The following is a 25,399-nucleotide window of genomic DNA, read 5'->3' as shown; positions in this document are numbered from 1 at the left end:
GCTTACAGTCGACTCGTTGCGAGCCCCACGGGTAGAGACCGAGACGAACGACAAGGACGCAGATGCGCCGAACCATGCACACGGCAACCACTCTCGCGGCTGTGGCTGCTGTCTTCATCGGCAGCGCCGGTATCGCAGCGGCGAATCCCGGCTTTCCGCCGTCGTTTCCGCTCGATCAAAACCAACTGCCGCAACTGCCGACCGAACCGCAGATCTACGACCTGCTGCCGATTCCGGTACCCGACCAGGACCCGTGGTACGACGACCCGGCCAATATCGAGACCTACGCGCCCGGCCAGATCGTGCGATCGCGCGAGGTTCAGACCCGGCTACTGGGGATTCCGTTTCCGGTCTACACCCGGCAGCTGCTGTATCGCAGCACCGACGTACACGGCGGTCCGATCGTGACGGCCACATCGGTCCTCGTCCCCGGGATTCCGTGGGTCGGCGGACCACGCCCGGTGGTGTCGTACCAGGAGGCGATCGATGCCACGGACTCTTCGTGCAATCCCTCGCACACTCTGCAGGTCGGCACGATGAAAGAATCGGCACTACTGGCAGGCTGGCTGGCCCAGGGATTCGCGATCAACATGCCTGACTTCGACGGAAAGTTCAACACCTTCAACACGTTCGACGAAGGGAACATGGTTCTCGACAGCCTGCGGGCAGTCAAGAACGACGCCTCGCTCGGGCTGACCGAGTCGCGATTCGCCTTGTACGGGTACTCAGGTGGCGGCTCGGCATCGATCCGCGCAGCCGAGCTGCGTCGGTCCTACGCGCCCGATGTGGAATTGGTCGGCACTGCCTTCGGTGGCACGCCGGCCGATCTCACCGAAATAGCCGACTACGCACTGTATCCGCGCCCTGGCGTCACCGGGGTCTCGTCGTTCCTGATGTGGCTCGGGCTCGCTGCGCTCTCGCGTGAGTACCCCGAGGAGTTCGACACCACCGAACTCCTCACCACGGAAGGGCAGCAGATCGTGCAGGACTTGCAGAGCAGATGCGTCTACACCGCCGCCGTGACCGGGATGTACCGGCCGATGAGCGAGTATTTCCAGCCTGGAAAATCGCTCGAGACCCAACCCGGAATCATGAAGGTGCTTGCCGACAACAGCTTGGGTCGGGCGATTCCGGACAGCCCGCTGCTGTGGTGGCACGGTATGTGGGACGAGTTGGTTCCCCCGTCGGGAGTGCTTCCCACCGTCCAGAAATACTGGGACGCTGGTGCCGATCTTCGCTTCTACACCACCGCGCCCGAGCACATCACAGCGTTGAGCGTGAGCTATGCGCCTGCCCTGGCATGGATCTCGGCGGTGCTGCGTGGACTTCCGCCCGGCCCGAGGTTCAAGGCCGACTTCGCACCCCTGCCCGCGGAGTTCCCAGGAGGTTGATGCCGAGTTCGTGCGCGACTATCGCAGGGTCGTCCCTCTGGAGCCAGGGTTCGTGGGTCTCGAGGTGTAGGCCTTCGACAGTGAACGTCGGTGGAAGTCCAGCCCCGAGCCTCTCGACGTCAGGAGAACGAGGGCGATGACTCCGGCGAGCCCGACCACCGCGGGAGTCATCGGCGACCTGTTCTCGGTGCGGTATCGATGCATTCGACGTCGGGTGTGCAGTTCATGATGTGGTCCTGTCCTCGGTGTGAAATGAACAGTTCCATTGACATAGCCATTCGTCAATGGCACATTGTGTGATGTAGGTCGCGATCTGCTTCCCGGCGCGGCGGATGTGCGCACCGCGTTGACGAGAAAGAATGGAACACAATGACTTTCGAGATCGACGGTTCCACACTCGCGTACACCGTCCGCGGTGAAGGTCCGACCTTGGTGCTGATCCACGGGATTGTGCATCGACAACACGCCTGGGACAGCGTCGTCGAGGCGCTGGCGCGTCACCGGCGAGTAGTGACGGTGGACCTACCCGGACACGGCGACTCACCCGAACTGCCCACCGAAGAGTTCGACCTGGGCCCGTGGATCGTGGCCGAGTTGGAGCGATTTCTCGAGCACGTCTGCGTGGACGGAGAGAAGCCGCATGTCGCTGGAAATTCGCTGGGTGGATACTTCGCGCTCGAGCTCGCCGCCCGCGGATCGGTGGCCTCGGCCACCGCACTCTCGCCGGCCGGCTTCTTTCGCGGACACTGGGATCAGGTGCGGGCGCTGCTGGTATTCCGTGTGCTACGGGCACTGTCTCGAGTGATCCGTCCGATCGCACCGGCGATGATGCGTTCGGTCGTGGGTCGTACCATCGCCAATGGAGTCTTCTACGCCAAGCCATGGCGAGTTCCCGCAGCGACGGCCACCGTCGACGCGCTCAGTATCGCCACCAACCGTGCGATCGACGCGGCCGGTAACGCAGCGCCGCGCTTCAGCATTCCGGTCGACGAGGACGTACCTGTCACCGTCGCGTGGGGCCGTCGAGACCTCGTTCTGCCGGTGTATCAGGCCCCGCTCGTGCGGAGGGTCTTTCCGCAGGCCCAGGTGACGACATACCCCGGGCTCGGGCACGTCCCGATGTCGGATGATCCGGAGTTGGTGGCCTCGATCCTGTTGAGGGGATCGCGAACCGTCACACCGTCGGTGTGAGTGCAGCGAACGTCGGCGGTCTCGCACGCACTCACGCTCGACCAGGTGAGGGCTCGGAAACACGCGCCGTCGGTCGGTGATCGCGGCGCGGCATCGCCGCATTCGGGCGTGCGGGCAGACTCTTCTGTACATGGTCCGTCCCGAGGTCGTCCCGATCAGCAACCGAATTAGCCATTGCTGAATAGGCCATTGACAAATGGTGAATATGGGGTGAAGGTGATCAGGTGACCTCGACCACCCGCACCGACCACCTGCCGTACGGTGCACGCGGCGAAGGCTCCCCGCGAACCCGGCTGGCCGCCTTGATGACTCGGCTGACTCTGCGGCCGATCACCAACCTGCTGCCGATGTCCCGGTGCGGCATCGAGCTCTCCAGACGCCTCGTCGCCACCTCGATGAACCTGCTCGGTCCGGTTCCGAAGGGGACCAACGTCGACCTCGTGGCCGACGGGTCGGTTCGCGGCGAGTGGGTGCGTGCGCCCGGCCTGACCGAAGGGCCGCGCGTGATTCTCTACATCCACGGCAGTGCATACGTCATCTGTTCTGCACGGACCCATCGTGGCCTGACCGCACGACTGTCGTCCTCGACCGGCCTGCCGGTATTCACGGTGGACTATCGGCTGGCCCCGGAACACCCCTTTCCTGCTGCAGCCGACGACCTGGAGGCCGCGTACCGCTGGCTACTGGGTCAGGGGTACGACGCAGCGAACATCGTCATCGCAGGAGACTCGGCAGGCGGCCACCTGGCTGCCGACCTGATCATCGAGAACGACCGAACCGGGACGCCGCAGCCGGGAGCGATGCTGCTGTTCTCGCCGCTGATCGATCTCGGCTTCGAACTCTCGGCGAGGATCGAGCGCACGCGCAAAGACCCGATGATCTCGGCGAAGGCAGCGCGAGCACTCGTGGCGCTGTACACCGACGGCCAGGACGCGAGCCTCCCGCGCCTGCGACTCGATCTCGCGGGGGTGCGCGATCTGCCATCCACGCTGATCCAGGTGGGAGGCGCCGAGATGCTGCGGGGCGACGCGCGGCACCTGCACGACATGATCGGCGCGGCAGGCGGGCACAGCGAACTCGAAATCTGGCCCGATCAGATGCACGTGTTCCAAGCTCTCCCGAGGTTGATCCCCGAGGCTGCCCGCGCACTCGAGCACGCGGCCGAGTTCATCCCCCGTGCCCTCGACAACCAAGTAGTGCAACATGATTCGAAGGAACAGGTACGTCGATGAGAAGCAGGACAAGAAGACCCTCCTACGATTCGAGAGCAGTGGTGACCGGCGCAGGCAGCGGCATCGGCCGGGCCTTCGCTCTCGAGCTTGCTCGACGAGGAGGAGACGTCATGTGCGCCGACATCTCGTTGCCGCGAGCGCAGGAGACGGTAGCGATGGTGAACGCCCTCGGCGGCGCCGGATACGCCGTCGAGTGCGACGTGTCGCTACGCGAGAGCGTCGAGGAGTTGGCGCTGCGTGCCGGCATCGAATTCGACGGCCCAGTCACCGTGCTCATCAACAATGCGGGAGTCGGAATCGGCGGAAAGTCCGTCGGAGACATCGGTTTCGAGGATTGGAACTGGGCGCTGGGAATCAACCTGTGGGGCGTGATCCACGGGTGCGAGGTGTTCACGCCTGCGCTTCGGGCGGCCGGTAAGGGCGGAATCATCAACGTCGCCTCCGCGGCAGGTTTCGCCGCCGCGCCGCTGATGGGCCCGTACAACGTCGGCAAGGCCGCGGTGATGTCGCTCTCGGAGACGATGGCGGCGGAATTGTCGGGTACCGGTGTGCGGATATCGGTTCTGTGCCCCACGTTCGTCAAGACCAACGTTGCCGTCGACGGCCGGATCACCGCGAGTGCGTCACGGCTGGCCGAGTTCGCGATGCGCTGGACCGGACGCTCGCCGGACAAGATCGCGGCCCGAACACTCGATGCCTTCGACAAGGGTCGGCTCTACGTCGTTCCCCAGTTCGACGCCAAGGCCGTCTGGAGATTCAAGAGACTGCTGCCGGCGGTGTACGTGCGTTCTCTCGGATTGCTCAATCGTGTGATGCCCGCCGAACCCGAGCAGGCGAAGAACGAATCACTCACCTCGACAACCGCAGGAGCCTGACATGGCAATGGATTTCGAAGACATGTTGACCAAGATCAAGGACCGTCAGTGGGCGTTGGCGGACATCGATTGGGACGGCCCCGGTGCGGAGACCATCAGCCCGGAACTGCACGCCAAGCTCAAGCCCTTCATGTCCGACCTGATGTGGATCGAGAACGTGGGGGCCCGGGGCTTCGCGGCCATGGCGCTCAAGGCCCCGAACGAGACGCTGGCAGAGATCTACCGTTACTTCCATGCCGAAGAGCAGAAGCACGCCAATGCCGAGCTCGCGCTCATGCGGCGTTGGGGCATGCTCGACGGTGACGAGATGCCCGAGCCGAACATCAACGTCAAGCTCGTCATCGACTGGCTCGACAAACATTCCGACGGACTGTCGTTGTCCGTACTGGGAACCGTCATCCCGATGCTCGAGGTCGCATTGGACGGCGCGCTCGTGAAGTTCATCATGGACGAAATCGAAGACCCGGTATGTCAGGCCGTGTTCAAGAAGATCAACTCCGACGAATCCCGGCACCTCGCCGTGGATTTCGCCGTGATCGAACTGCTCGGACATTCCCGAATGCGCAAGATACTGGTCGATACGGTCGGTGCATGGATGAACCCGGCTCTCATCGTCGGCACACTGCGATACATTCCGCTGCTCAACAAGATGCGCGACAACATCGTCGAGATGGGTGTCGACGAAGAGCGGCTCTACACAGCGATGAAGAGATTCCGACGCGTGGGAGAGCGCAGCCCCGAGGCGCTACGGGTGCCGATGTATCGAATCGTGCAGTGGCACGGCAGCATCGTGATCAACCGGAAGCACCCCTACCATCTTCTCGCAGACGGCCTGGTGAAGCTCACACGCCGATACCCGAGCAGGACCCTCAATTCCGAACCCACGTGGGCCAAGGAACTGACCTACGAGCCCGTCGCATGAGCGAGTTCGATGTACGTGAAAAGGTACTCGACGTTGCGATCGTCGGTGCAGGATTCGCCGGAATCGGTACCGCTATCCGACTGCGCAACAGTGGAATCGAGAACTTCGTCCTCCTCGAACGCGGAAGCGCAGTCGGCGGAACCTGGCGCGACAACACGTACCCGGGTGCAGCCTGCGACATCCCGTCCAGGTTGTACTCGTACAGTTTCGCTCCCAATCCGAACTGGTCGCACACCTACTCCGGAAGCGCCGAGATTCTCGACTACATCCACACGATGGTGGACGAGTTCGACATCGAATCGCGTATTCGTTTCGGACACAACGTAGTCGATATCATCTGGAACGAGGCATCCGGGCATTGGCACCTGAGCATCGACGGGCACGCCGACGTTCGAGCACGCACGGTGGTGATGGCGTCGGGCCCGCTGGCCAATGCCAGCCTGCCGAACATTCGCGGCATCGACACCTACGAGGGCCACAAGATCCACAGTGCGAGATGGGATCACGGCTTCGACTTCGAGGGCAAGAAGATCGCGGTGGTCGGTACCGGGGCGAGCGCAGTGCAGATCGTTCCCGAACTGGTGAAGATCGCCGACACGGTGAAGGTGTTCCAACGCACTCCAGGGTGGACCCTTCCCAGGGTGAATCGAAAGACGCAGGCCGGCACCAAGCGTCGATACGCGCAGTATCCGCAGACACAAGCTTTGGCACGCTCGCTGTGGTTCTGGGGCCATGAGTCCGTTGCCCTCGGAGTCGTCTGGAAGACCCCGTTGACCCGGATCGTAGAACTGGTCGGTCGCGCGCATCTGCGCCGTCAGGTCCGTGATCCGTGGCTGCGGCGTCAACTGACCCCACGATTCCGAGCCGGCTGCAAGCGCCTACTGATGACCAGCGACTATTACCCAGCCCTCCAGAAGCCGAACTGCACGCTGGTGACATGGCCGATCGCGACGCTCTCGCCCAAGGGGATTCGGACCGTGGAAGGCGTCGAGCATCAGTTCGACGCCATCGTCTTCGCCACCGGATTCGACGTCTCCAATACCGGGACACCCATTCCGATCACCGGGCGCGACGGCCGAGTGCTGGCCGATGAGTGGAACACAGGAGCCAAGGCGTACAAGAGCATTGCGGTCTCCGGCTACCCGAACATGTACTTCACCTTCGGGCCGAACTCCGGGCCGGGACACAGCTCTGCACTGGTGTACATGGAGGCTCAGATCGACTACATCGTCGAGGCGATCTCCATGGTGCTCGACGAGAATCTGCACAGCGCCGACGTGCGTCAGGACGTTCAGGATGCCTACAACGAGGACCTGCAGCGCAGACTGGCCAAAACGACCTGGAATTCGGGTTGCAGCAGTTGGTATCTCACCGAGGACGGCTTCAACGCCACCATGTTTCCCGGTTTCGCCACCCAGTACGTCGGTCAACTCAGGGCCGTCGAGCGAGATGATTACGTCACCGCGCCCGGACGCGTCGGGTCGGCGCGGGTGGCCGCCCACAGCTGACATCCGCGAAAGACGCGCAGATCCCGACCCCCGCTCCCGGCGTGTGCTCGACGTATCCTGTGGGTCGACGCACGGCGGAGGTAGGGAGCTCGGTGGAGTATCGAATCGACGACTTGGCTCGAGAGGCCAACACGACCACTCGCAATGTGCGTGCGTACCAGGAACGCGGACTGCTTCCGCCGCCCACCCTTCGCGGACGAGTCGGCATCTACGACGACGATCACCTGACTCGGCTCAAAGTGATCGACTCGCTACTCCAACGAGGATTCACCTCAGCGCACATCGCAGACTTTCTCTCGGGCTGGGAGCAAGGCAAGGACCTGGGCGAGATCCTGGGCCTCCAGGAAATCGTGACCCGCAAATGGTCGTCGGAAGAGACCACGATCATCCCCCTCGAACTGGTCGCGCAATTTCTCGGCGAGGACAACGACGACGTCGTTGCGCGGCTGACCGAAGCGAAGCTGATCAGGATCGAGGGTGAACAATGCACGATCCTCGACCCCACTCTTCTCGAGGTGTTCGTCGATCTGAGCCAGTACGGCTTCACCTTGGAGCAGTTGCTCGATCAGCACGAGCAGACGGCGTCGACGATGAATGCCATCGCCGAGTCGATGGTGCGGAGCGTGACCGACCATCTGGTGGCGCAACACGGACCGGGCTGGCTCCCGAAATCGGGGGAGGTTGCTCAGACAACCGAGATGTTCGAGAAGATGCGCAGCCTGGCGATGAAGTCGGCCCAAGCAGAACTGGCCCGAGCCCTCGACCGGGTCCAGGAACAAGCGCTGGGTGACTATCTGTCGCAGACGCTGGCCAGGCAGAACGAGTGATTCCGGTTTGAAGAGTGCGGCAATCGGACACACTCGTTTATCGACAGCCGACCGGCGGCTGATTGCTGAAGGGGGCAACATGAGGTTCGTAACGTTGATCGTTCTCGTCTGGCTGATCATCGGCGCTTTCGCGTCGTATCAGCGCGGAGACTTCGAGAGCGGCCCCGAGAACTGCGCAGGCGCGGGCACCATCGCCCTGACCGTCGTCGCAGGACCGCTCAACTACTTCGGCGTCAACCCGGAGGTCAAGGACTGCAACGTCACCATTCCTCAGCCCAGCCAGTGAGTGATCCGAGTCTCTGACCGCGCAGCCGCGGCGCACCTTCCCTAACCTGGTGAGGTGCTCCGCGGACGCCTGTTGCTGATTCTCGCTTTCGCGATCCCGGTTGTCATGGTGTCGGTGGTCGGAATCGGTGGATACATTGCATTCACCAAAGCGCGTATCGATCCGTTGACCACCGCGGACGCGATCGTGGTGCTCGGCGGTGAGCACGACGGGCGGGAGGCGTACGGCATCTCGCTCGCACGACAGGGAGTGGCGAAGACGGTAGTGCTCTCCGATCCGTACAGATCCGGGGACCCGACCATGAAGAAGTACTGCGCCGCGTCCACCTCGCAGTACGAGGTGCTGTGCATCCCACCGGTCCCGTCGACGACGCGAGGTGAAGCGATCTTCACCCAGGATCTCGCCCGAGAACGCGGCTGGAACCACGTGATCGTCGTGACGTGGCGTTACCACCTACCGCGCGCCAGGTTCATCTTCGATCAGTGCTTCGACGGCACAGTCACCATGCGTCCGACGCCGCGCGCTTACGATTTCTCGCTGGTCGAGTGGGAATTCACCTACCTCTACCAGATCGCCGGATTCGTCAAAGCCGGCATTCAGGGACCATGCGACGACTCGGTGAACGACTGAACGGCGCTAGAAGATCTTGTGATACAACGTCACGCCTGACTTCCAGGCCAGGAAGCCGAACATCATCGCAGCGATACCGCCCACCACATTTGCCGTGAAAAACAGTGCAGCGCTGCGGTACCGGCGATCTCGCCCGAGTCGAAGCGTGACCAATGCCACCGCCCCCATCGGAGCAACCGACGCCAGGAAGCCGACCCCGATCATCGAACGAACAGCCTCGGGTGGATCGATCGCGAACACCAGCCCCAAAGCCGCACATGCCATCAGATTGAGCGCAGACAACCGGCGCCGAGATCTGATGGCGAACGAGAACACGAACTGCGCGAGCGCAGCCAGACCACCGCCCGCTGCCACCAGCGCGATGGTCGTCATCGACTACGTGGCCGGGTGATCGCCGCGCCGAGTGCCATCGCGATCAACGCTGCGATCGGAGTTCCGAGCAGATACATCACCGAGTTCCACGCACCTCGATGCGTCACCGCTTGAAACGCGTACAAGCTGAAGGTGGTGAATCCGCACGCCAGCCCGAACAACCCCGCACGGGCCGCGGGCGCAGGATGTCCCGACAAATACCCGAGCGCAGCGCCGATGACGAGACAGCCGAACACGTTGACACCGAAGGTGCTCATCAGCAACCACCTCGGCGTCGACCGCCACGTCCAGATCTCGTACCGCAATGCAGCACCGACTGCGCCGCCGACGGTCACCGCCACACAATCGACGACCGAACGACGACGGTCCGCGCGCTGCAGTCCCTCGATCACCGCAGCGAGCCTAGTACGAGTGAGGCGAGTCGGCCGGGTGACGCCGGGGTGCCAGTGGTGCCGGGCCCGGGGGGAGTCGATGTCACGTCGAGTGGACTTTTCGGGGGTCGATGTCACATCCAGTGGACTTTTCGGGGGTCGATGTCACATCGAGTGGACTTCGGTGGCGCTGGTCGCCGAGTGGGGTCGAGGTAAAGTCACCGTGTGACTGCGGACGACATGGGCCTCGGGCCCCAGCACTTCGATGTAATGGTGGAATGGCGCGACCGGGATGTGGTTCTGGCCGTATCCGGTGAACTGGATCTGGCAACGGCTCCCGATCTGACGGAGTCGGTGGCTCTGGTGCTGGAGAAGTCGCCGACGGCCGTGGTGATCGATCTCAGCGATGTGGGATTTCTCGCCTCCGCCGGCATGTCCTTGTTGGCGTCGACGCATCAGAATGTGGGCAGCGACGTCGGATTTGCGGTGGTCGCGGACGGTCCGGCGACTGGTCGCCCGCTCTCTCTCGTCGGACTGGACGAGGTGTTCGGAATCTATGCAACGGTCGAGGAAGCATTTGCTGCACTTCATGTGGGTAGATCTTGAACTTTTGGGTAGACGGGACTCATGATGGCGACTCTGTACGGAGGTGACGATTCACATCCCGACAGTTCGATCTCGACGGCAGGCACGCGAATGGAAGAACTTCTGTTCCTCGATGAGCCAGCCGACGCGGATCGAGCGTCGGAGCTTCGTCGTGAGCTCGGCGAGTGGTTGGATCGGATGGGGGTGGACCCGAACCGTGCTTACGACGTGGTGTTGGCGACGTACGAGGCCATAGCCAACAGCGTCGAGCACGCGTACAGAGACCACTCCGATCGTGGCACTCTCGACATTCGCGTCCTGTGTGAGGCCGAGGGGCGGATCGAGGTGAGGGTGACCGATCGCGGAGACTGGGCAGTGCACAACTCCGATCCCAACCGCGGACGCGGCGTACCGCTGATGCGCGCACTGGCCGACAGTGCTGCAGTCACCTCGGATCAGAACGGCACGAACGTCCACATGATCTGGGACGGGGCCGCGAGCACCTGATCCGTCCGGCACGCTCGCTCGTGCACACTGGATCATATGGTCGACGTGCAGATCGCTACGGCGGAGAAGAAGATCACTCTCCCCAACCTTCGTGTGCTGTGGCAGTTCGTTCGACCGCATCGCAGAACCCTCGTACTCGGGATGGCGCTCGGACTCGTCGGAACCGGCGCAGCTCTGGCTACGCCGATGGTCGCCAAGGGGGTGCTCGACGGTCTCGGCAGCGATGCATCGTTGGTTCAGCCGATCTTGTTGCTGGTGAGTTTGTTGGTCATCGGCTCGCTGGTGCTGTATCTGCAGTGGATCTTGCTGGGGGTGTTGGCCGAGCGGATCGTCCTGGATGCCCGCAAGTCCATCGTGCGCAAGTATTTCGGGGCGACGGTGGGCAGTCTCGGCACCAGACCTACCGGTGAGCTCGTCACCAGGGTCACCTCCGACACCGTATTGCTTCGCGAGGCGGCATCGAATGCCTTGGTGTCGATCGTGAACAGCGTCGTCGGCCTCGTCGGTGCGCTGATTCTGATGGCTGTTCTCGATGTGGTTTTGCTCGGTGCGATCGCGTCGGCGATCATCGTGATCGCTGTGATGTTCTCGCGCCTCATGCCGCCGATTGCCGTGGCGCAGAGGCAATCTCAAGAAGCAGTGGGTCGGCTGGGCGGAATTCTGGACGGGACTCTGCGTGCCATCCGCACCGTCAAATCCAGCAGGGCCGAGGCGCGCGAGTCCGAACGCGTCATCTCCGAAGCGCGTACGTCCGCACAGCACAGTGTGCGAGCTGTGAAGATCTCGGCGCTGGCCTGGACCTTCGCGGGCGGCGGAGTGCAATTGGCGATCATCGGCATACTCGGGCTCGGCGGCTATCGAGTCAGCACCGGCGCGCTCGCGGTGTCGAGCTTGATCGCGTTCTTGCTCTACGCGTTTCAAGTGATGGGCCCGGTTCAGGAACTGGCGACGAACATCACCGCGCTCCAAGCGGGCATGGCCGCCGCAGCCCGTATTCGCCAGATCGACGACTTGGTGACCGAGGTGGGCCAGGAGGGGACCGTGCGGTCGGCGAGAGCCACAGCGCCCGCACCTGCGCTCGAATTTCGCAGCGTCACAGCGAGATACGCACCAGGTAAGGAGCCTGCCGTGCGCGGTATCGATCTCGAGGTGCCGGCGCGGGGTCACACTGCGATCGTCGGACCGTCCGGTGCAGGCAAGACGAGTGTGTTCTCGTTGATCCTGCGCTTTCTGACGCCGGAGAGCGGTGAGATCCGGCTCGGGGGAACTCCGTACGACGAACTGACCATCGACGAGGTCCGAGCCCGCCTGTCCTACGTGGAGCAGGAGACACCGGTGATTCCCGGCTCGATTCGGGAGAATCTGCTCTTCACACACCCCGAGGCCAGTGAATCCGATATCTGGGCGGCACTGGAGTCGGTGCACCTGGACTCGACCATCCGCGCGCTGGACGAAGGCTTGGACACCGATCTGATCGGGTCCACCGTCTCCGGTGGCCAGCGGCAACGAATTGCGTTGGCCCGCGCCATTGTTCGGCGTCCTGAGATTCTTCTGCTGGACGAGGCGACAGCTCAGGTCGACGGGCGGACCGAGGCGGCCATTCACGAGGTGATTCGAGCAATCGCGTCCGAGTCGGCCGTCGTCACCATCGCACATCGATTGTCGACCGTGCTCGACGCCGACACGATCCTCGTGATGGAGGACGGAGTCGTTCGAGCCCGTGGCACCCACGACGAGCTGATGATCACCGACTCGTTGTATCGAGAACTGGTGGCCGCGTTGCGAATCGGCGACAACACCGCGCTGCCGACACCGACCGTGGGTAACTAGTTCTCGGAATCGGACTCCGTGGTGGTGGTGTCCTCGTCCGAGGTCTCCTTCGATGTGGTGGTCGTCCGGTCGGGCTTGGTCGTTCGGCGGGGGCTACGCGTCGTCGTTGTCGTGTCGGACGGGTCCGCCGTGGTCGTCGTCGGGCGAGGGGTGGTCGGTTCTGCCACCTGCCAGGTAGGCGATGGGGGCACGATGACGATCGTCGAGCTGGGGGTCGCCTGTACCGAACTCAGATTGTCCGATCTCAGAGCGGGCGGGCGAACCACCTGGCTCGAGTCGTCGAACGCCCCTCCCAGGGCACCGATGGTCAACCCGACGGCAACGGCCACTCCAGCACTTGCCACAGCTGCCAACGCGATCACCTTGTCGCGCATGCCCAGACCCTAACGCCGTGGCCGAACCCGGATGGTCGGCAATGATGCGAGAACGTTACCTCAGCGGACGAGGTGACGAGAGGTGGGCGCTCACTCGGGCGACAACCGCAGGACGGCAGGGAGCGCGTCGGCGATCATCTCCCCGGCCAGCTCGTACTCCGACGCCTCGCGGCGGTAGGGATCGCCGATGTCGAGAGTGTCGACATGATGGACCGCTCGGGCGTCGGCGAGAGAGGTCACCGATTGCGCGCCTGATGCCGTGATCAGACCGGCTGCCTCGAGCAACGTGAACGTGCGACGCATCTGTCGCGGTGCGAGCGCCAGAACGGCGTCGCGATGTGCCGCGGTCATCGTCAACACCAGGTCGGCGTCCGCGGCGATGGTCGGCGTGAGGCGTCGGGCAGCGAAGCCGTCCGGATCGCCGCCGAGCTGTGTCAGCACCAGGGCGGCCGTCGGGTCCATCGCGTGCCCGGACAGGCCCTGGGTCCCCGCACTGCTCGAGGTCAGCTCGAACCCGCCCTCTTCAGCAAAAGCAACAGCCAACCGCTCGGCCGTCGGGGAGCGGCAGATGTTCCCGGTGCAGACGAACAGAACGCGCATGCGGTCACTGTAGTGCTCCGGACGGGACATCAGCAGGCCACGCGAGCGCCACCGTTGCCACTACTGCAGCTCGGCAGGAGGACGCGCTACAGTGAGCCATTGCGAGGGAATCGAGACTGGTTCGTGACATCGAGTCTCGGCGTGTAGTCACGGGGAAATCGACCGAAGGCAGGTAATGACCGAAGTTCTCGGTGTGTCGGTGGGGGCCAGTGCGGTACGCATGGCTCGCCCCGACGTGCGCCCTCAGAATTCGGGTCGCATGGGTTTCCATCACGACACCGTCGACGCCTACTGGGATCGAGCAGAGGAGCTGGCCGCCGAATCGATCGGGGTGGTGCTCTCGCAGCCGGGCGAAGGAGGCCCCGTCCAGGCGACCGGTGTGGCCTATCGCGATCAGCAGCAGTTCGGCGAGATCCAGCAGGCGATGGCCAGTCAACGGCTCTACAACTACCGACTGGTTCCCGAGGCTCGCGCAGCGTTGCAATACCTCGAGTCCTCGGGCGAGCTCGGGCATTTCGGCACCATCGGAATCTATGATCTCGGCAGCTCCGGGTTGACGATCAGCGTCATCGACCGCGGCACCGGGCAGGTTCTGCTCGCCGAGCGCACCATCGACATCAGCGGTGACGACTTCGACCGACTCATCTCGGACAATCAGCTCGCCAAGCAGGGTGTGGACATCGCAGGCGATCAGGAGCTGAGCGAGTTCACCGCGCGGTGCCGCGTGGCCAAGGAACAGCTCTCGACCAGTGGCGCTGTGTGCCTGCCGGGTGACGGCGGAGTCATCCTGATCTCACGTGAGGCGTTCGAGTCGCTGGTGACCGTTCCGATCGAGTATTCGGCGCGGTTGGTCCGCGACGTCATCAGCCGCTCACCCAAGCACGTGGACGCCCTTGTTCTCATCGGCGGCGGGGCGCGCATCCCATTGGTGGAGTCGATCCTCGATGCGTGGATCGACCTCCCGGTCATCACCCCTGCCGAGCCGGAATCGGTGGCTGCCCGCGGTGCGGCACTGCTGGCGACTCCGGTGGTCGACGCACCGCGTCGAGCTGCCCCGGTGCCGAGTGCCCGGGAGTCCGAGGCAGCACCCGCTTCGTTGGCCGGGGCTCCGGATTGGTTGAGTCCCGAACCCGGGGGCGACCGGCCCGCCGACTCCAAGCGCAAGGTCCGAGGTGCGGTCCTCGTCGCCGGTGGTCTGGTGGCCATCGCTGCGCTCGGCCTGTCACTGGGCTACGGCGGCAGTGCGACGGAACCGACCAGCGCGCCCGCGGAGACATCCGTTCCGATCACCGCGGTACCCACCACGCCGAGGACGACCGTGCCGCCCACCAGCGCGCCGCCGTCGACAACAACGGTGCCCCCGACGACCGAGGCTGCGCAGGCCCCGGCCCGTACCTACTCCGAGCCCGAGTACGTGCCGCCACCGGCTCCTCCGCCTGCTCCGGCACCGCTGATTCCCGGCCTTCCGCAGATTCAGCTGCCACAGATCGAGTTGCCGCCGCCGCCGGTTTTCGAGTTGCCGCGCTTCTGAATCGCGCGCACGGCCCTGCGGTTCAGGGCTGTGCGGTTCACGGCAGCTGGATCTCGGCGAGAACGGCGAGGTGGTCACTGTCCGGAATCGCCAGCGGCCGAACCGACCGGGCACGAACGTCGTCGCTCGTCACGAGGTGATCGAGGCGCGCGAGCGGCCGCTCCGACGGGAACGTGCGGAACAGGCCCGCGCCGGCCGCTTCCGCCGCGTCGGAGAACGGGGAGGATGCCAACTCGCGGAACTGACGGTGGTCCTCGGTGGCGTTGAAATCGCCGGCGACGAGCACGGTGCCCTGATAGGTCTCCATGATCGACCGCATCCTGGCCAGATCGGCATCCCATTCGGCGGTGTGGCGCGGCGTGGCGGGCGACATCGCGTGGAACGAGACGAGAGTCAGATCATGTCCTTCGAATGTGGTCTGCGCCTGGACCGGCACGAACCCGAAGTTGTCGAGGCGGGTGCCGTCGGTCAGGGGGGTACGGCTCCACAGCCCGGTGCCGTCGGCCACCGGAAGCGCCGCGGTGAAGGAGTACGGGAGCAGGTCGCCGATGCCCGCAGCCTGCAGGTCGGTCACTTCCTCCGGGGTCAACTCCTGTACTGCGAGGACGTCCACGTCGTTGTCCCGTACCGCGGCAACGATGGAGGTGGCATCTGCCTCACCGTGAGCGGCGTTGATGGTGAGTACCGACATGTCGGGTCCGGAGTTGTCCGGCCCGTCCGCCAGAAACATCGGAACCTGAACGCCGACGACTGCGATGGTGAGCACGAGTGCTACTGCTGCCCCGATACGTGAACGGGCCGCCGCGAACAGGAGCACGGCAGCAAGCGAAAGTACCCCGAGATAGGGGGCAGCGACGACCAGAGCAACAAAAGTAATTTCTGTCACTCCTACTTGCCGAACGGTGAACATCCCGGTCGCAACGACCACGAGCATCCAGCCGATCACCAGCGCTGCGCTGCGGAAAAAACGGCGCATCGTTTTCGTACCTCCTGTTGTGTGCGCGAGTTGGGCAAAGATGTGTCGGGTGTTGTCTACACTCGGCATGTGCCCAGCTCAGAGCCCTTGTGTAAGTGCCGCCATGAACAGGCTGCGCACCGGCATTATCGGCGTGGAACCAACTGTTCGTTGTGTGACTGCCCCCGTTATCGGGGTCCGATACCGCTGCTGTCGAGGTGGTTGTTCAGGAGGTAGTTCGCCTGTGTAAAAACAATCTTACAGCTCGATTCGGTGCGAAGAACAAACCGATTCGTTAGCATTGAGGTAGTAGATACAGGCAATACGGACAAACATGGCTCGGGGGCCGTCCGACAATCGATCCGGCAAGAGAGGTTTCATGTCGAACGATGTAGTGCTGGACAGACTCGGAACCAGCTCGAGGGTTCTCGAACTCGACCCCATCGACTACCGGCCGCACCCGATTCACAATCACGATCGCATCTGGACCGAAACCAACTGCTACGTCGATCTGTGGATCGAACTGCTGCATTCCCTGGGTGCAGACCCCACTCCAGCGCTCGCCTTCGTTTTGAGTGCAGGATGTGACGGTCGTCAATGGGACTTCGTCAAGATCATGCCCGAGGATCTCCGCACTCTCTACGGCATCGGTGTTGCCGAGATGAACGTATGGCGACCCGTGCTCGAGCACGTCCTGGAAGGCATGGAGGACGGTGTTCACGTCACGGTCGAGGTCGACGGGTTCTGGCTGCCCGACACCGCAGGTACCAGCTATCGAAACCAGCACACCAAGACCACCATCGTGCCGAACCTCGTCGACCGCGAGGACAGGGTGCTGGGCTACTTCCACAACCGCGGCTACTTCGAGCTCACCGGAGCCGACTTCGACGGGGTGTTCAACCTCGCTCCCGAACCGCACGCCGAGGTGTTGCTGCCCTACATCGAGCAGATCCGAGTGGACGCCGCGGTACTCGACGCCGGATTCGGTGACCGAGACCTCGATGTCGCTCGCGCCCACCTGGCCCGTCGGGCACCGGGAAATCCGGTGGACGTATTGGCCCGAAGGATCGTCGCCGACATTCCTCTCGTGCAGGCCGCTGGGCCCGACGCCTTCCACCTGTGGTCGTTCGGTCTGCTTCGTCAGTTCGGGGCCACTGCGGAACTTGCTGCCAACTACGTCGAGTACCTCGAAGGCCGCGGTGTGACGGGTGCGGCCGAGGCCGCTGGGCGGTTCCGCGAGTCCGCCTCGGGAGCCAAGGCCGTGCAATTCAGAATGGCGCGCGCGGCTCGGGGCCGGGATGTGGTGCTCGACGAGCCGCTGATCGAGATGAGCAAGAACTGGATGGCGGCGATGGATCTCGTTGCGGGTGCCTTGGACGCGTGATCGATCTTCTTGCCGGCGTTCGGTGGCAGCTGGCCCGGACCGACGCCGGTTCCATCGTCGACCCCGGTGATCTACCGGCCGATCTCGACTGGATCGACGCCGTCGTGCCGGGCACCGTGGCGAGCGCACTCGACGATGCGCTCCCCGAGGTGAACCCGGACGATCACGACTGGTGGTTCGTCGCCGAGGTCTCCACGGCCGGCCATCTCGGTGCATGCGTTCGGTTCGATGGCATCGCCACCCGTGCCCAGATATGGATCGACGGTGTGCACCGAAGAACGGTGACGTCGATGTTCGTTCCCGAGACGATCGATCTGACGGGCTGCGGGCCCACCGTGCGCATCGCCGTACATATCGAATCGATTGCCGCGCGGCTGAAATCTCGACGCCCGAGGGGTCGGTGGCGGTCGTCGTTGATCGCTTCTCAGGGGCTTCGGCACGAGCGCACCACCATGCTGGGGCGAGCTCCCGTGTACGGCCCGCTGCCGGTGCCGGTCGGACTGTGGCGGCCGGTGACGATGACGGCGACACCCGAGATCCGACGCCGGGAACTATCGACGGTGATGAACGGAACCGACGGCATCGTGGTACTGCGCGCCGAGCTCGAGTCCCCCGGTGTAGCTCGAATCCTGATCTCCGACAACATGTCCGAAATTCACGCGGTCGATCTCGGTTCCGTCGAACGCATCGACTCGGTTCTGACACTGCCGGACGTGGAACTCTGGTGGCCGCACACGCACGGCCTGCCGCGAACGTATCGGGTCGACCTCGAGCTCGACGGCACGGTCCATCCCATGGGGGTTGTCGGATTCCGCACGGTGGAGCTGGACCGTACCGCCGGCGGTGCGCAACTGGTGGTCAATGGTCGAGAGGTCTTCTGCCGCGGTGGAACCTGGACCCCGCTGGACCCCGTGCGGTTGTGGTCGCCGGAGGCGGACCTGCGGAACGCACTCGAGCAGCTCCGGTCGGCAGGCCTGAACATGGTGCGGGTGGTGGGCACCCTGGTCTACGAGCAGCCCGAATTCTGGTCACTGTGCGCAGAACTGGGCATCATGGTGTGGCAGGACCTGATGTTCGGCACCATCGACCCACCCACCGACGAGGACTTCACGGCATCGGTCACCCGTGAGCTCGACGCGCTCGCCGACACCGTGGCCGCCAACCCCTCCCTGATGGTCCTCAGTGGCGGAAGCGAGACGCAGCAGCAACCGACGATGCTCGGGCTCACCGCCGACGGACAGCATATGTCGTTGCTGGAGAACCTCGTTCCCGAGTTTCTCGCCGATCGCCTGCCGACCGTGGCATTTGTGACATCGAGCCCTTCCAGTGTCGAGGGCGAACTGCACACCCATGTGGGTGACGGCATCGCCCACTATTTCGGCGTCGGTGGCTATCTCCGGCCGCTCTCCGATATCCGCACTGCCGGTGTACGTTTCGCGGCCGAGTGCCTTGCCTTCGCCGTGCCCCCGGAGCGAGCTTCGGTGGAGAGGTTCTTCGGATCCGCGGCGGTCGCCGGCCACCACCCTGACTGGAAAGCTGCCGTTCCCCGCGATCGCGGATCGTCCTGGGATTTCGAAGATGTGCGAGATCACTACGTGCGCACGATCTTCGGCGTCGACCCACACTCCATTCGCCGAGACGACGTGGAGCTGTACCTCGACTACGGCAGGGCCGCAACGGTCGAAGCGTTCACCGAAGCATTCGGCCATTGGCGTCGAGCATCCTCGGGGTGCGGCGGAGCCCTCGTGCTGAGTCTGCGCGACACGGTGCCCGGTGCCGGCTGGGGCATCATCGACACCGCTGGAGTGCCCAAGGCGCCCTTCTACGCCCTGGCGAGGGCAAGCTCTTCCGTGGCACTGCTGCTGTCCGACAACGGCCTCGACGGCTACGCGGTGGAACTGGTCAACGACGGACCGCCGCTCTCGGGCACGCTCCGGGTGGTGTTGCACGCTGCTCGGGGAAGTCAGGAGTTCGAGCAGGCAGTGAGCATCGAGGCGAACGCATCGCTCGAGTTGACGGTGGACTCGGTGGTCGGCACGTTCACCGACGCGAACCATGCTTACCGATTCGGCCGACGGACCTACTCCGCCATCACCGTGCTGTTCCTCGACGGCAGTGGCATCGAGGTGACGCGAACCACCGCTCTCGTCGGTACGCAGAGTCGTCAGAACACCGTAGGTCTGACTGCCGAGGTCGTGGAGACAGACTCGGCTACCTGGGAATTGACGTTATGTTCGGAGTGGGCAGCGCAGTACGTCTGTGTCGACATCGACGGGTTCGAGGCATCGGACTCGTGGTTCCACCTGGCGCCGAACGAACCTCGTACGGTGACTCTGGCCGGTAACGGTGCGAGTGCGCCGCGCGGGCATGTGCGCGCGCTCAACTCCGTGGAGCGGGCCTCGGTAGCACCGAAGTCGTGAACGGAACTTCGTAGTGGGCTACGAAGTTCCGTTCACGTGCCGCTAGCGGCTCGTACTGAGTTTGCCTCGCGCATAGCCGATTCCGGCCGCGCCGACACTGGCCACCACGGCCATCGCACCCAACGCCCGCGCCGGATTCCCCCGCGCCGCGGCGCTGGTCTCTCGACCGACTGCGCGGGGCAGGATCTTGGCGGTGTAGGCGCGTTCGGAGGACAGTGCATCCTCGGCCCCGATCAACCGCGCGATCGCTGCCTTGGAGACACCCTCGGCGTAGCTGCGCGTGATGAGGTAGCGCGGACGAGTGCGGTCTGCACTGACGGTGTGGTCGACGACGATGGAGGGATCGAAGACGATCTGTGCCTCGGGATGCGTCTGACGCAGGCGGATACACAGTTCGGTCTCCTCGCAACCGAGTGGCACCCTCCCGATTCGACCGATGCCGGAAACGAACCCACCGAGAGCGACGACGGGTTCACGGCGGAACGACATGTTCGCGCCCATGAGATTGCGGACCTGAGCGGTTTCCGTGGGCTGCCCGCGGTAGGTGCACCCGACGACCCAATCGAGTTCGCCGGGTTCACCCACTACCTCGGCCGGTAAGAAGGCCGGACGTTTGTCCGGCCATACCGGGTATGCAGAGCCCCCAACGGCGTACACGGCATCGTCCGAGTAATGGGACAGGATGGCTCCCAGCCACCCTGTGCTGCGCGGTGACGCATCGTCGTCGAGGAAGACGACGATGTCACCGGAGGCAAGATCGAGCGAGGTATTGCGCGCACCGGACAGGCCGCGAGGGTGGCTGTTCTCCACCACGGCGACCGTCTCGTGCAGCGGCAGGAACTCCTCGCGTGCTCGTTCTGCCAGCTGGTCATTGTGGTCGATGACGATGATCAGTTCGTCGGCTGGTACGGCCTGATCCAGCACCGCCCGCACGGCGGCCCCGAGTTCGGGCCACCGAGCCAATGTGTAAGCGCAGATGACTACCGACGACGTCGGCAGACTCACGCCGTCCTCTCGCGAAGTTCGATGACCTCGTTGTACGACTCGAGTTCCTCGAATTCGAGATCCATGTCGGTACGAGCGTCGATCGACTCACGGAGCGGGCGAGCGATGGACTTGCGCTTGATCCGGCCGGCCCGCATACGCTCGGTCATCAGAGTGCGGAGCACCCGGAAGCCGTCGGAGAAGGTACGCAGGTTGCTCTGACCGTAGATGCGGGCCAACTCGACGCTGGGCACCTCTTCGATGTGAACGGAGGCCTCGGCGAAGCGGCAGTTGATGATCGTCTCGATCTCGAAACCGTCGCCCCAGAGCATCGTGCCTTCGGCACCCGGCTGATCGACGGCAGGAAGATCGAGGACCGGCACCAGATCGCGCCAGAAGGCGTTGTAGCCGTAGCAGAGATCGGAGAAGCGGGTTCCGAACAAGGTGTTGGCGACGAGGTGAAGTCCGCCGTTGCCTGCGCGACGCAGCGGGGTGATGTCATGGCTGCCGCCACCTTCGCAGAACCGGCTGCCCTTGGCGAAGTCTGCACCGGCGGTCAATGCGTCGACGAACCGCGGGATCTCGGCGGCGTCGGCCGATCCGTCGGCGTCGAACATCACGATGATGTCGCCGGTAGCGGCCTCGAAGCCGCAGGCGAGCGCATTGCCCTTGCCTTTGCGGGTCTGCTTGATGATGCGGATGTCGCCGCGAATCTCGCGAGCGGCGTCGATGGTGCCGTCGACCGATCCGCCGTCGACGAGAACGAGCTCGTAGTCGTGGGAGAGCAGTGGGAGGACGTGGCGAAGGTTCGCGGCCTCGTTGAGCGTCGGGATGACGACACTGACGCGGGGATTCTTACGATTCAACATATCCATTCCACATGGGTCGAGTGCGATGGGCAGATGTCTCCGAACTCCGTGAATCGACCCCCGCCGCATCCACAGACAGTGCGCCTACGCTCGTTTTGGAGCCTAAGAACCTGTTTCCTTTGACTGAAAGCAAGCTTAAAAGAAGCTGCTGGTTTGTCAAGCTGCAAACAAACCGGCGCAGAGATTGTTTGGAGATCTATCTCATAGTTTGTTGAACAATCAACGGGATCGGTACTGGTAGACGATGGTGTCGGGGTCGTGGTAGCGAAGAGACCACGCCGGACTGGTGGCGAGCCATTGCCGAAACCGGTTGACGGCATCGTCGGGAACGAACCCGTAGTAGTGCATCGCCTGCAGTGACTGACGGGTCAGCACCATGAAGGTCGGCGTACCGCTGATCGAGGCGTTGTAGTCGATCTCACCGAGCTTCTCGGGCGTCGGAAAGCCCTCCATGTACTCGGGCCCGAGCGCGTAGAGCGGAACATCCCAGTACTGGTTCGCCTCGGTCAGGCGACCGTAGTCGGAGGTCGAGCGCGCGGGGTAGCCGGAGGAGTAGAGCATCGTGACCGAGGTTCCCGACGGCGACTGCGCTGCTGCCGCCCGGGCATCGTCGATCTGGCTTCGATGCTCGAGCACGATCGGCCACAGCCCGAAATACGCCTGTAGGCCGAGCACAGCCGAGCCGAGCGCACCGGCCGTGGCCACTGCGACCGACGTCCTGGCGGTGACCCTGGCAGCCCGGGAGGGCCGAACCCGGGAAGGCTCACGGTCGAACAAGGTCAGGAACAGCGGCGTGATCAACAGGACGCAGCCCGGAATCGCGTAGAGGTAGACACGGAAGATCGCCTCGCCGCCGTAGCTCTGCCCGGCGAGCAGCATGATCGACCCGAACGCCATCACCATCGGTGCCCAGAACGTCTTCTTCGTGCGCCAGGCATAGATCGCCGAGACGAATGCCAACGCGAAGACACCGCCGGACAGCGCCCGGCAGACCAGCGAGGTGATCTGCTTGCCGAGCACTCCCTCTTCTTGAACGTTGCTCGCGGCGTTCTGCACCGGGTCGAACCCTTGAAAGAGCCCGTACGGTGCCACGATCGGCAAACGGGGGTACAGGTACCCCAGCAAGATGATTCCCAGTGGGATCATCAGCCACCACGGCTTGGCTCGTCGGGTCACCAGCAATACACCGGTGACCGCCATCAACCAGTACGGAGTCAGCTGATGGGTCGGTACGAGCGCAGCGAACGGAACGATCGACACGTAGGCAGCGGCCCGGGTCAGGGATGAGGACATCAGCAGCGCCAGGAATCCGACGGCGAGCAGCATCGCCCACGCCTGCGGCGAGTAGTAGTCCTGGCCGACCCAGTTGATGACCTCGGCGAGCATGGCCGCGGTGATCGCTGCACGCTTGGTGAACTTCATCACCCGTGCCAGTCCGTAGATCGACGCCCCCAGCACCACGTGGACCATCGGCGCGAACACGTGTGCCAAGGACAGCGTGTCGTATCCGGTGACGTGCTGGAACCACGCCGAGACCAGGAAGAAGCTGGGCCACTCGCTGTAGATGTCGACGCCACTCGGAGCCAGCTTGTGCAGGTCCAGGATGTACTCGGTGACCGCGACGTGCTTGTACGTCCAGTCGTAGATCGGGGCTGAGGTGACGAGGGTGACCGTGAACCGCTGCACCACGATGGCCAGACCGATCGCAACCACCATGGTGCGCAGCTGGTGCCTTCGCAGAGCGATCAGAAATGCCGCGATGATCAGGACCATGCACAGCACGAGACCGGGGCCGGTTCCGGCAGTCAGCAACCCGAACTGCGAGTACGTCGCCCGCTCCAGGCCGGGCAGCATCGGCAACCACAGGAAGAACGCCAGTGCCAGAACGAGCCCGGCAACGTTGTGCCGCAGGGTGTGCCGATCGGTCAGCACGAACCTGATCGACGCCAGAGTGGCCTTGCGAGAGGACGGCGATACGACCTCGCGGGTGCGTGCGATCCACCCCTCCCAGTCGGGAAGGCCGTGCTTGCGGTACCACAGCACCGAGGACGCGATCAGCGCAAGACACAGCAACAATGTCCACATCCGAGGCGACCAGCGGTATCCCCACATCGCCACCGACACCATCAGTGTCACCACCGAGATGCTCAGAATCGGCAGTGCAGCCGGAACCGCAGTGCGGGGTATGCGAACCCACGACAGAATCGCGGCACCCGGCCCGAAGAAGAGCAGAACAGCGAGCAGCACGACGCGGACGAGCGTCGGAAGCGCGATCATCGACGCGAGACCGGACAAGGCCGCCAGAACGCTGATATCGGAGTAGCGCAACCGACTGCCCGCGCGTCGTCGGGTACCGGCGGCGAAGTCCGTTGTGCCGACAGGCCATCGCGCGGTCCAGTGCGACGGGAAGAACAGGGCGCGCCGCAGATCCGTGATGGATCGGAGGCTGGAATCAGTCGAGAACCGGTTCACGGCTCACCCCCGCCAGTGGAGTCCGCTTGCGACCTTCGCGCCTGCTGCGCCGCATCGCGCCCGGGCCTTTGGCGATGGACAACAATTCCATCCTGCCGATCCCGTCGGGCAGATCGGCGGCGAGATCATCCGGGGGTGAGGCGACCTTGCTCATCTTGGCCGACAAGCGAATTGCGCTCCCGAGGCGGCGGGCGGCCACGCTGGCAGCGAGCATCGCCGATCTGCGGTTGGTAGCGACAGTGTAGAGCCAGGCGCCGAGACCGAGACCGTACCCGCGCGCCTGAATCGCCAAGGCCTCGGAGTCGGCACGGTGGCGATGCCACACGATTGCAGCGGGCTCGTACACCAACCTGTCTCCGGCCATCAGAACCCGGAAGAACATGTCGAGGTCCTCACCACCGTTCGTCGGGGATCCGACACCCAAGGCCTCGTCGAATCCACCCAGATCGAACATTCTCCCGCGATCGACCGCGAAATTGGCTCCGGTTCCGTACATCCCGACCTGAAACGGAAACAGGGGTACATCGGCAGGGGGATTGTTCAGGTCGTACACACGCGGTGTCACCGAACTGGCCCACCCGACGCGACGGTCGAAATACGCCTGCGCCTGAGTTCTGATCTCCCCGCTCGGCACGATGCCGGACACACACGCGACCCCATCCGCGCGCCGGAAGCCACGCGCGATGCTCTGCAGCCATTTCGGATCCACTGCGACGTCGTCGTCGGTGAACGCGACGATGGTGTGCCGCGCCGCGCGCAATCCCGTGTTCCTCGCCCTCGACAGACCGGCCAGCGGCTCCGAGACCACGCGAATGCGCTTGTCCCCCAAGTCTCGGACGTACCGCTGCGTGGCATCGGTAGGCGAAGCGTTGTCGACGACGACCACTTCGAAATCGGGATAGTCCAGCGCGGACACCGATGCGAGAGCGCCTGCGAGATGGTCGACCCGGTCGCGGGTGCAGATCACCACGGAGATCGGTGGCAGCGTCCGCTCGGAAACGGACGGAGCCTGGGGCATCTGCACCTGCGCGAGCGACATCGTTGCCGCGCGGACATCCGCCGTGGCCACTGCACCGTCGACGATGCGCAGTTCGACGAAACCGAGCGGATCCAGTCCACGTCGGATCAACAAACGGGCCCGGTGGTAGCCCTCGGAATCGTCGAGGTCGAGGGACGCCGGAAGGTCCTGGTCGAGGTCGATGTCACCGATCCACACGGCACCGTCCCAATCGGGAGATTCGAGTCTGGGGAGTGCGGGAGGTAACACGGGGGAGGGGGTCCTT

General features: G+C 64.0%; 24 protein-coding genes. 15 read left to right on the top strand and 9 right to left on the bottom strand.

Features of this window, described 5'->3' with window-relative positions; genetic code table 11:
- The first annotated feature begins 74 nt into the window (after positions 1–74).
- The 9 genes from ACOQFP_RS11535 (at position 75) to ACOQFP_RS11495 (ending at position 8,862) form a co-directional block, all read left to right on the top strand.
- A complete protein-coding gene (locus ACOQFP_RS11535) occupies positions 75–1,391 on the top strand; it encodes a lipase family protein (RefSeq protein WP_341243479.1) in 1,317 nt (438 codons plus the stop codon).
- Positions 1,392–1,760: 369 nt separating this feature from the next.
- Positions 1,761–2,582: an alpha/beta fold hydrolase gene (locus ACOQFP_RS11530; RefSeq protein WP_421584403.1), complete on the top strand. Its 822-nt coding sequence runs from the start codon at positions 1,761–1,763 to the stop codon at positions 2,580–2,582.
- A 224-nt stretch (positions 2,583–2,806) separates the two neighbouring features.
- Entirely contained in the window at positions 2,807–3,814 is a 1,008-nt protein-coding gene (locus ACOQFP_RS11525) for an alpha/beta hydrolase (protein ID WP_341243464.1), read from the top strand.
- Complete coding sequence (locus tag ACOQFP_RS11520; RefSeq protein ID WP_421584402.1) at positions 3,811–4,689, top strand: SDR family NAD(P)-dependent oxidoreductase; 879 nt, start codon at positions 3,811–3,813, stop codon at positions 4,687–4,689. Before ACOQFP_RS11525 ends, ACOQFP_RS11520 begins: the two co-directional genes overlap by 4 nt.
- A 1-nt stretch (position 4,690) precedes the next feature.
- Entirely contained in the window at positions 4,691–5,611 is a 921-nt protein-coding gene (locus ACOQFP_RS11515; RefSeq protein ID WP_206492074.1) for a ferritin-like domain-containing protein, read from the top strand.
- A complete protein-coding gene (locus ACOQFP_RS11510) occupies positions 5,608–7,119 on the top strand; it encodes a flavin-containing monooxygenase (RefSeq protein ID WP_421584401.1) in 1,512 nt (503 codons plus the stop codon). Before ACOQFP_RS11515 ends, ACOQFP_RS11510 begins: the two co-directional genes overlap by 4 nt.
- A gap of 92 nt (positions 7,120–7,211) precedes the next feature.
- On the top strand, positions 7,212–7,946 hold the full coding sequence (locus ACOQFP_RS11505) for a MerR family transcriptional regulator (protein ID WP_421584400.1): 735 nt from the start codon (positions 7,212–7,214) through the stop codon (positions 7,944–7,946).
- Between the two features lie 79 nt (positions 7,947–8,025).
- Positions 8,026–8,232 (top strand): hypothetical protein, encoded by a 207-nt coding sequence (locus ACOQFP_RS11500; RefSeq protein WP_206492077.1) that lies wholly within the window; start codon positions 8,026–8,028, stop codon positions 8,230–8,232.
- Positions 8,233–8,286: 54 nt separating this feature from the next.
- A complete protein-coding gene (locus tag ACOQFP_RS11495; RefSeq protein ID WP_421584399.1) occupies positions 8,287–8,862 on the top strand; it encodes a YdcF family protein in 576 nt (191 codons plus the stop codon).
- A 6-nt stretch (positions 8,863–8,868) separates the two neighbouring features.
- On the opposite strand, the gene ACOQFP_RS11490 is transcribed toward ACOQFP_RS11495, so the two are convergent.
- Positions 8,869–9,234, bottom strand: coding sequence for a CrcB family protein (locus tag ACOQFP_RS11490; RefSeq protein WP_421584398.1), 366 nt, complete (start codon positions 9,232–9,234; stop codon positions 8,869–8,871).
- A complete protein-coding gene (locus ACOQFP_RS11485; RefSeq protein WP_421584397.1) occupies positions 9,231–9,626 on the bottom strand; it encodes a fluoride efflux transporter FluC in 396 nt (131 codons plus the stop codon). Before ACOQFP_RS11485 ends, ACOQFP_RS11490 begins: the two co-directional genes overlap by 4 nt.
- A gap of 204 nt (positions 9,627–9,830) precedes the next feature.
- On the opposite strand from ACOQFP_RS11485, the gene ACOQFP_RS11480 reads away from it, so the two are divergent.
- The 3 genes from ACOQFP_RS11480 to ACOQFP_RS11470 are packed head-to-tail and all read left to right on the top strand — an operon-like array spanning position 9,831 to position 12,527.
- Positions 9,831–10,211 carry an STAS domain-containing protein gene (locus ACOQFP_RS11480; protein ID WP_307830910.1) on the top strand — a complete coding sequence of 127 codons (381 nt, stop codon included), beginning with the start codon at positions 9,831–9,833 and terminating at the stop codon, positions 10,209–10,211.
- A gap of 21 nt (positions 10,212–10,232) precedes the next feature.
- Positions 10,233–10,697 carry an ATP-binding protein gene (locus ACOQFP_RS11475; RefSeq protein ID WP_206492080.1) on the top strand — a complete coding sequence of 155 codons (465 nt, stop codon included), beginning with the start codon at positions 10,233–10,235 and terminating at the stop codon, positions 10,695–10,697.
- 36 nt (positions 10,698–10,733) lie between these two features.
- Positions 10,734–12,527, top strand: a complete 1,794-nt coding sequence (locus ACOQFP_RS11470; RefSeq protein WP_421584396.1) for an ABC transporter ATP-binding protein — start codon at positions 10,734–10,736, stop codon at positions 12,525–12,527.
- On the opposite strand, the gene ACOQFP_RS11465 is transcribed toward ACOQFP_RS11470, so the two are convergent.
- Together ACOQFP_RS11465 and ACOQFP_RS11460 are read right to left on the bottom strand one after the other, a co-directional pair.
- The gene (locus tag ACOQFP_RS11465; protein WP_206492082.1) at positions 12,524–12,901 is read right to left on the bottom strand and encodes a hypothetical protein; all 378 of its coding nucleotides are present in this window, start codon (positions 12,899–12,901) and stop codon (positions 12,524–12,526) included. The genes ACOQFP_RS11470 and ACOQFP_RS11465 overlap by 4 nt on opposite strands.
- Positions 12,902–12,991: 90 nt before the next feature.
- Entirely contained in the window at positions 12,992–13,501 is a 510-nt protein-coding gene (locus ACOQFP_RS11460) for a low molecular weight phosphatase family protein (RefSeq protein WP_206492083.1), read from the bottom strand.
- A gap of 175 nt (positions 13,502–13,676) precedes the next feature.
- On the opposite strand from ACOQFP_RS11460, the gene ACOQFP_RS11455 reads away from it, so the two are divergent.
- Positions 13,677–15,032 carry an Hsp70 family protein gene (locus ACOQFP_RS11455; RefSeq protein WP_206492084.1) on the top strand — a complete coding sequence of 452 codons (1,356 nt, stop codon included), beginning with the start codon at positions 13,677–13,679 and terminating at the stop codon, positions 15,030–15,032.
- 37 nt (positions 15,033–15,069) lie between these two features.
- Here the strand turns inward: ACOQFP_RS11455 and ACOQFP_RS11450 are convergent, their stop codons facing one another.
- A complete protein-coding gene (locus ACOQFP_RS11450; protein WP_421584395.1) occupies positions 15,070–16,008 on the bottom strand; it encodes an endonuclease/exonuclease/phosphatase family protein in 939 nt (312 codons plus the stop codon).
- Positions 16,009–16,366: 358 nt separating this feature from the next.
- Here ACOQFP_RS11450 and ACOQFP_RS11445 point away from each other — a divergent pair, with 358 nt between their 5' ends.
- Both ACOQFP_RS11445 and ACOQFP_RS11440 read left to right on the top strand, forming a co-directional pair.
- Positions 16,367–17,371: a DUF1839 family protein gene (locus ACOQFP_RS11445; RefSeq protein ID WP_206492086.1), complete on the top strand. Its 1,005-nt coding sequence runs from the start codon at positions 16,367–16,369 to the stop codon at positions 17,369–17,371.
- Positions 17,368–19,791 carry a glycoside hydrolase family 2 protein gene (locus ACOQFP_RS11440; protein WP_421584394.1) on the top strand — a complete coding sequence of 808 codons (2,424 nt, stop codon included), beginning with the start codon at positions 17,368–17,370 and terminating at the stop codon, positions 19,789–19,791. The genes ACOQFP_RS11445 and ACOQFP_RS11440 overlap by 4 nt, the downstream gene beginning before the upstream one ends.
- A 42-nt stretch (positions 19,792–19,833) precedes the next feature.
- Here the strand turns inward: ACOQFP_RS11440 and ACOQFP_RS11435 are convergent, their stop codons facing one another.
- The 4 genes from ACOQFP_RS11435 to ACOQFP_RS11420 all read right to left on the bottom strand — a co-directional run bounded on the left by ACOQFP_RS11435 (position 19,834) and on the right by ACOQFP_RS11420 (position 25,383).
- Complete coding sequence (locus tag ACOQFP_RS11435; protein WP_421584393.1) at positions 19,834–20,796, bottom strand: glycosyltransferase family 2 protein; 963 nt, start codon at positions 20,794–20,796, stop codon at positions 19,834–19,836.
- A complete protein-coding gene (locus ACOQFP_RS11430; RefSeq protein ID WP_206492089.1) occupies positions 20,793–21,650 on the bottom strand; it encodes a glycosyltransferase family 2 protein in 858 nt (285 codons plus the stop codon). Before ACOQFP_RS11430 ends, ACOQFP_RS11435 begins: the two co-directional genes overlap by 4 nt.
- Positions 21,651–21,863: 213 nt before the next feature.
- The gene (locus tag ACOQFP_RS11425; RefSeq protein WP_421584392.1) at positions 21,864–24,116 is read right to left on the bottom strand and encodes a hypothetical protein; all 2,253 of its coding nucleotides are present in this window, start codon (positions 24,114–24,116) and stop codon (positions 21,864–21,866) included.
- Entirely contained in the window at positions 24,097–25,383 is a 1,287-nt protein-coding gene (locus ACOQFP_RS11420) for a glycosyltransferase family 2 protein (protein ID WP_421584391.1), read from the bottom strand. Before ACOQFP_RS11420 ends, ACOQFP_RS11425 begins: the two co-directional genes overlap by 20 nt.
- Positions 25,384–25,399: the final 16 nt, after the last annotated feature.

The sequence above is a fragment of the Rhodococcus sp. MALMAid1271 genome, assembly GCF_049195265.1.
GTDB lineage: Bacteria > Actinomycetota > Actinomycetes > Mycobacteriales > Mycobacteriaceae > Rhodococcoides.
Note: the sequence above shows the minus strand (reverse complement) of the source record. Positions and strands in the feature narration are given on the sequence as shown.

Bases quoted from the DNA above. Each gene is read 5' to 3' on its own strand.
- ACOQFP_RS11500 (WP_206492077.1), top strand. From the start codon at position 8,026: ATGAGGTTCGTAACGTTGATCGTTCTCGTCTGGCTGATCATCGGCGCT.
- ACOQFP_RS11445 (WP_206492086.1), top strand. From the start codon at position 16,367: ATGTCGAACGATGTAGTGCTGGACAGACTCGGAACCAGCTCGAGGGTT.
- ACOQFP_RS11430 (WP_206492089.1), bottom strand. From the start codon at position 21,650: ATGGATATGTTGAATCGTAAGAATCCCCGCGTCAGTGTCGTCATCCCG.
- ACOQFP_RS11450 (WP_421584395.1), bottom strand. From the start codon at position 16,008: ATGCGCCGTTTTTTCCGCAGCGCAGCGCTGGTGATCGGCTGGATGCTC.
- ACOQFP_RS11465 (WP_206492082.1), bottom strand. From the start codon at position 12,901: ATGCGCGACAAGGTGATCGCGTTGGCAGCTGTGGCAAGTGCTGGAGTG.
- ACOQFP_RS11535 (WP_341243479.1), top strand. From the start codon at position 75: ATGCACACGGCAACCACTCTCGCGGCTGTGGCTGCTGTCTTCATCGGC.
- ACOQFP_RS11510 (WP_421584401.1), top strand. From the start codon at position 5,608: ATGAGCGAGTTCGATGTACGTGAAAAGGTACTCGACGTTGCGATCGTC.
- ACOQFP_RS11515 (WP_206492074.1), top strand. From the start codon at position 4,691: ATGGCAATGGATTTCGAAGACATGTTGACCAAGATCAAGGACCGTCAG.
- ACOQFP_RS11490 (WP_421584398.1), bottom strand. From the start codon at position 9,234: ATGACGACCATCGCGCTGGTGGCAGCGGGCGGTGGTCTGGCTGCGCTC.
- ACOQFP_RS11470 (WP_421584396.1), top strand. From the start codon at position 10,734: ATGGTCGACGTGCAGATCGCTACGGCGGAGAAGAAGATCACTCTCCCC.
- ACOQFP_RS11530 (WP_421584403.1), top strand. From the start codon at position 1,761: ATGACTTTCGAGATCGACGGTTCCACACTCGCGTACACCGTCCGCGGT.
- ACOQFP_RS11475 (WP_206492080.1), top strand. From the start codon at position 10,233: ATGATGGCGACTCTGTACGGAGGTGACGATTCACATCCCGACAGTTCG.
- ACOQFP_RS11455 (WP_206492084.1), top strand. From the start codon at position 13,677: ATGACCGAAGTTCTCGGTGTGTCGGTGGGGGCCAGTGCGGTACGCATG.
- ACOQFP_RS11460 (WP_206492083.1), bottom strand. From the start codon at position 13,501: ATGCGCGTTCTGTTCGTCTGCACCGGGAACATCTGCCGCTCCCCGACG.
- ACOQFP_RS11520 (WP_421584402.1), top strand. From the start codon at position 3,811: ATGAGAAGCAGGACAAGAAGACCCTCCTACGATTCGAGAGCAGTGGTG.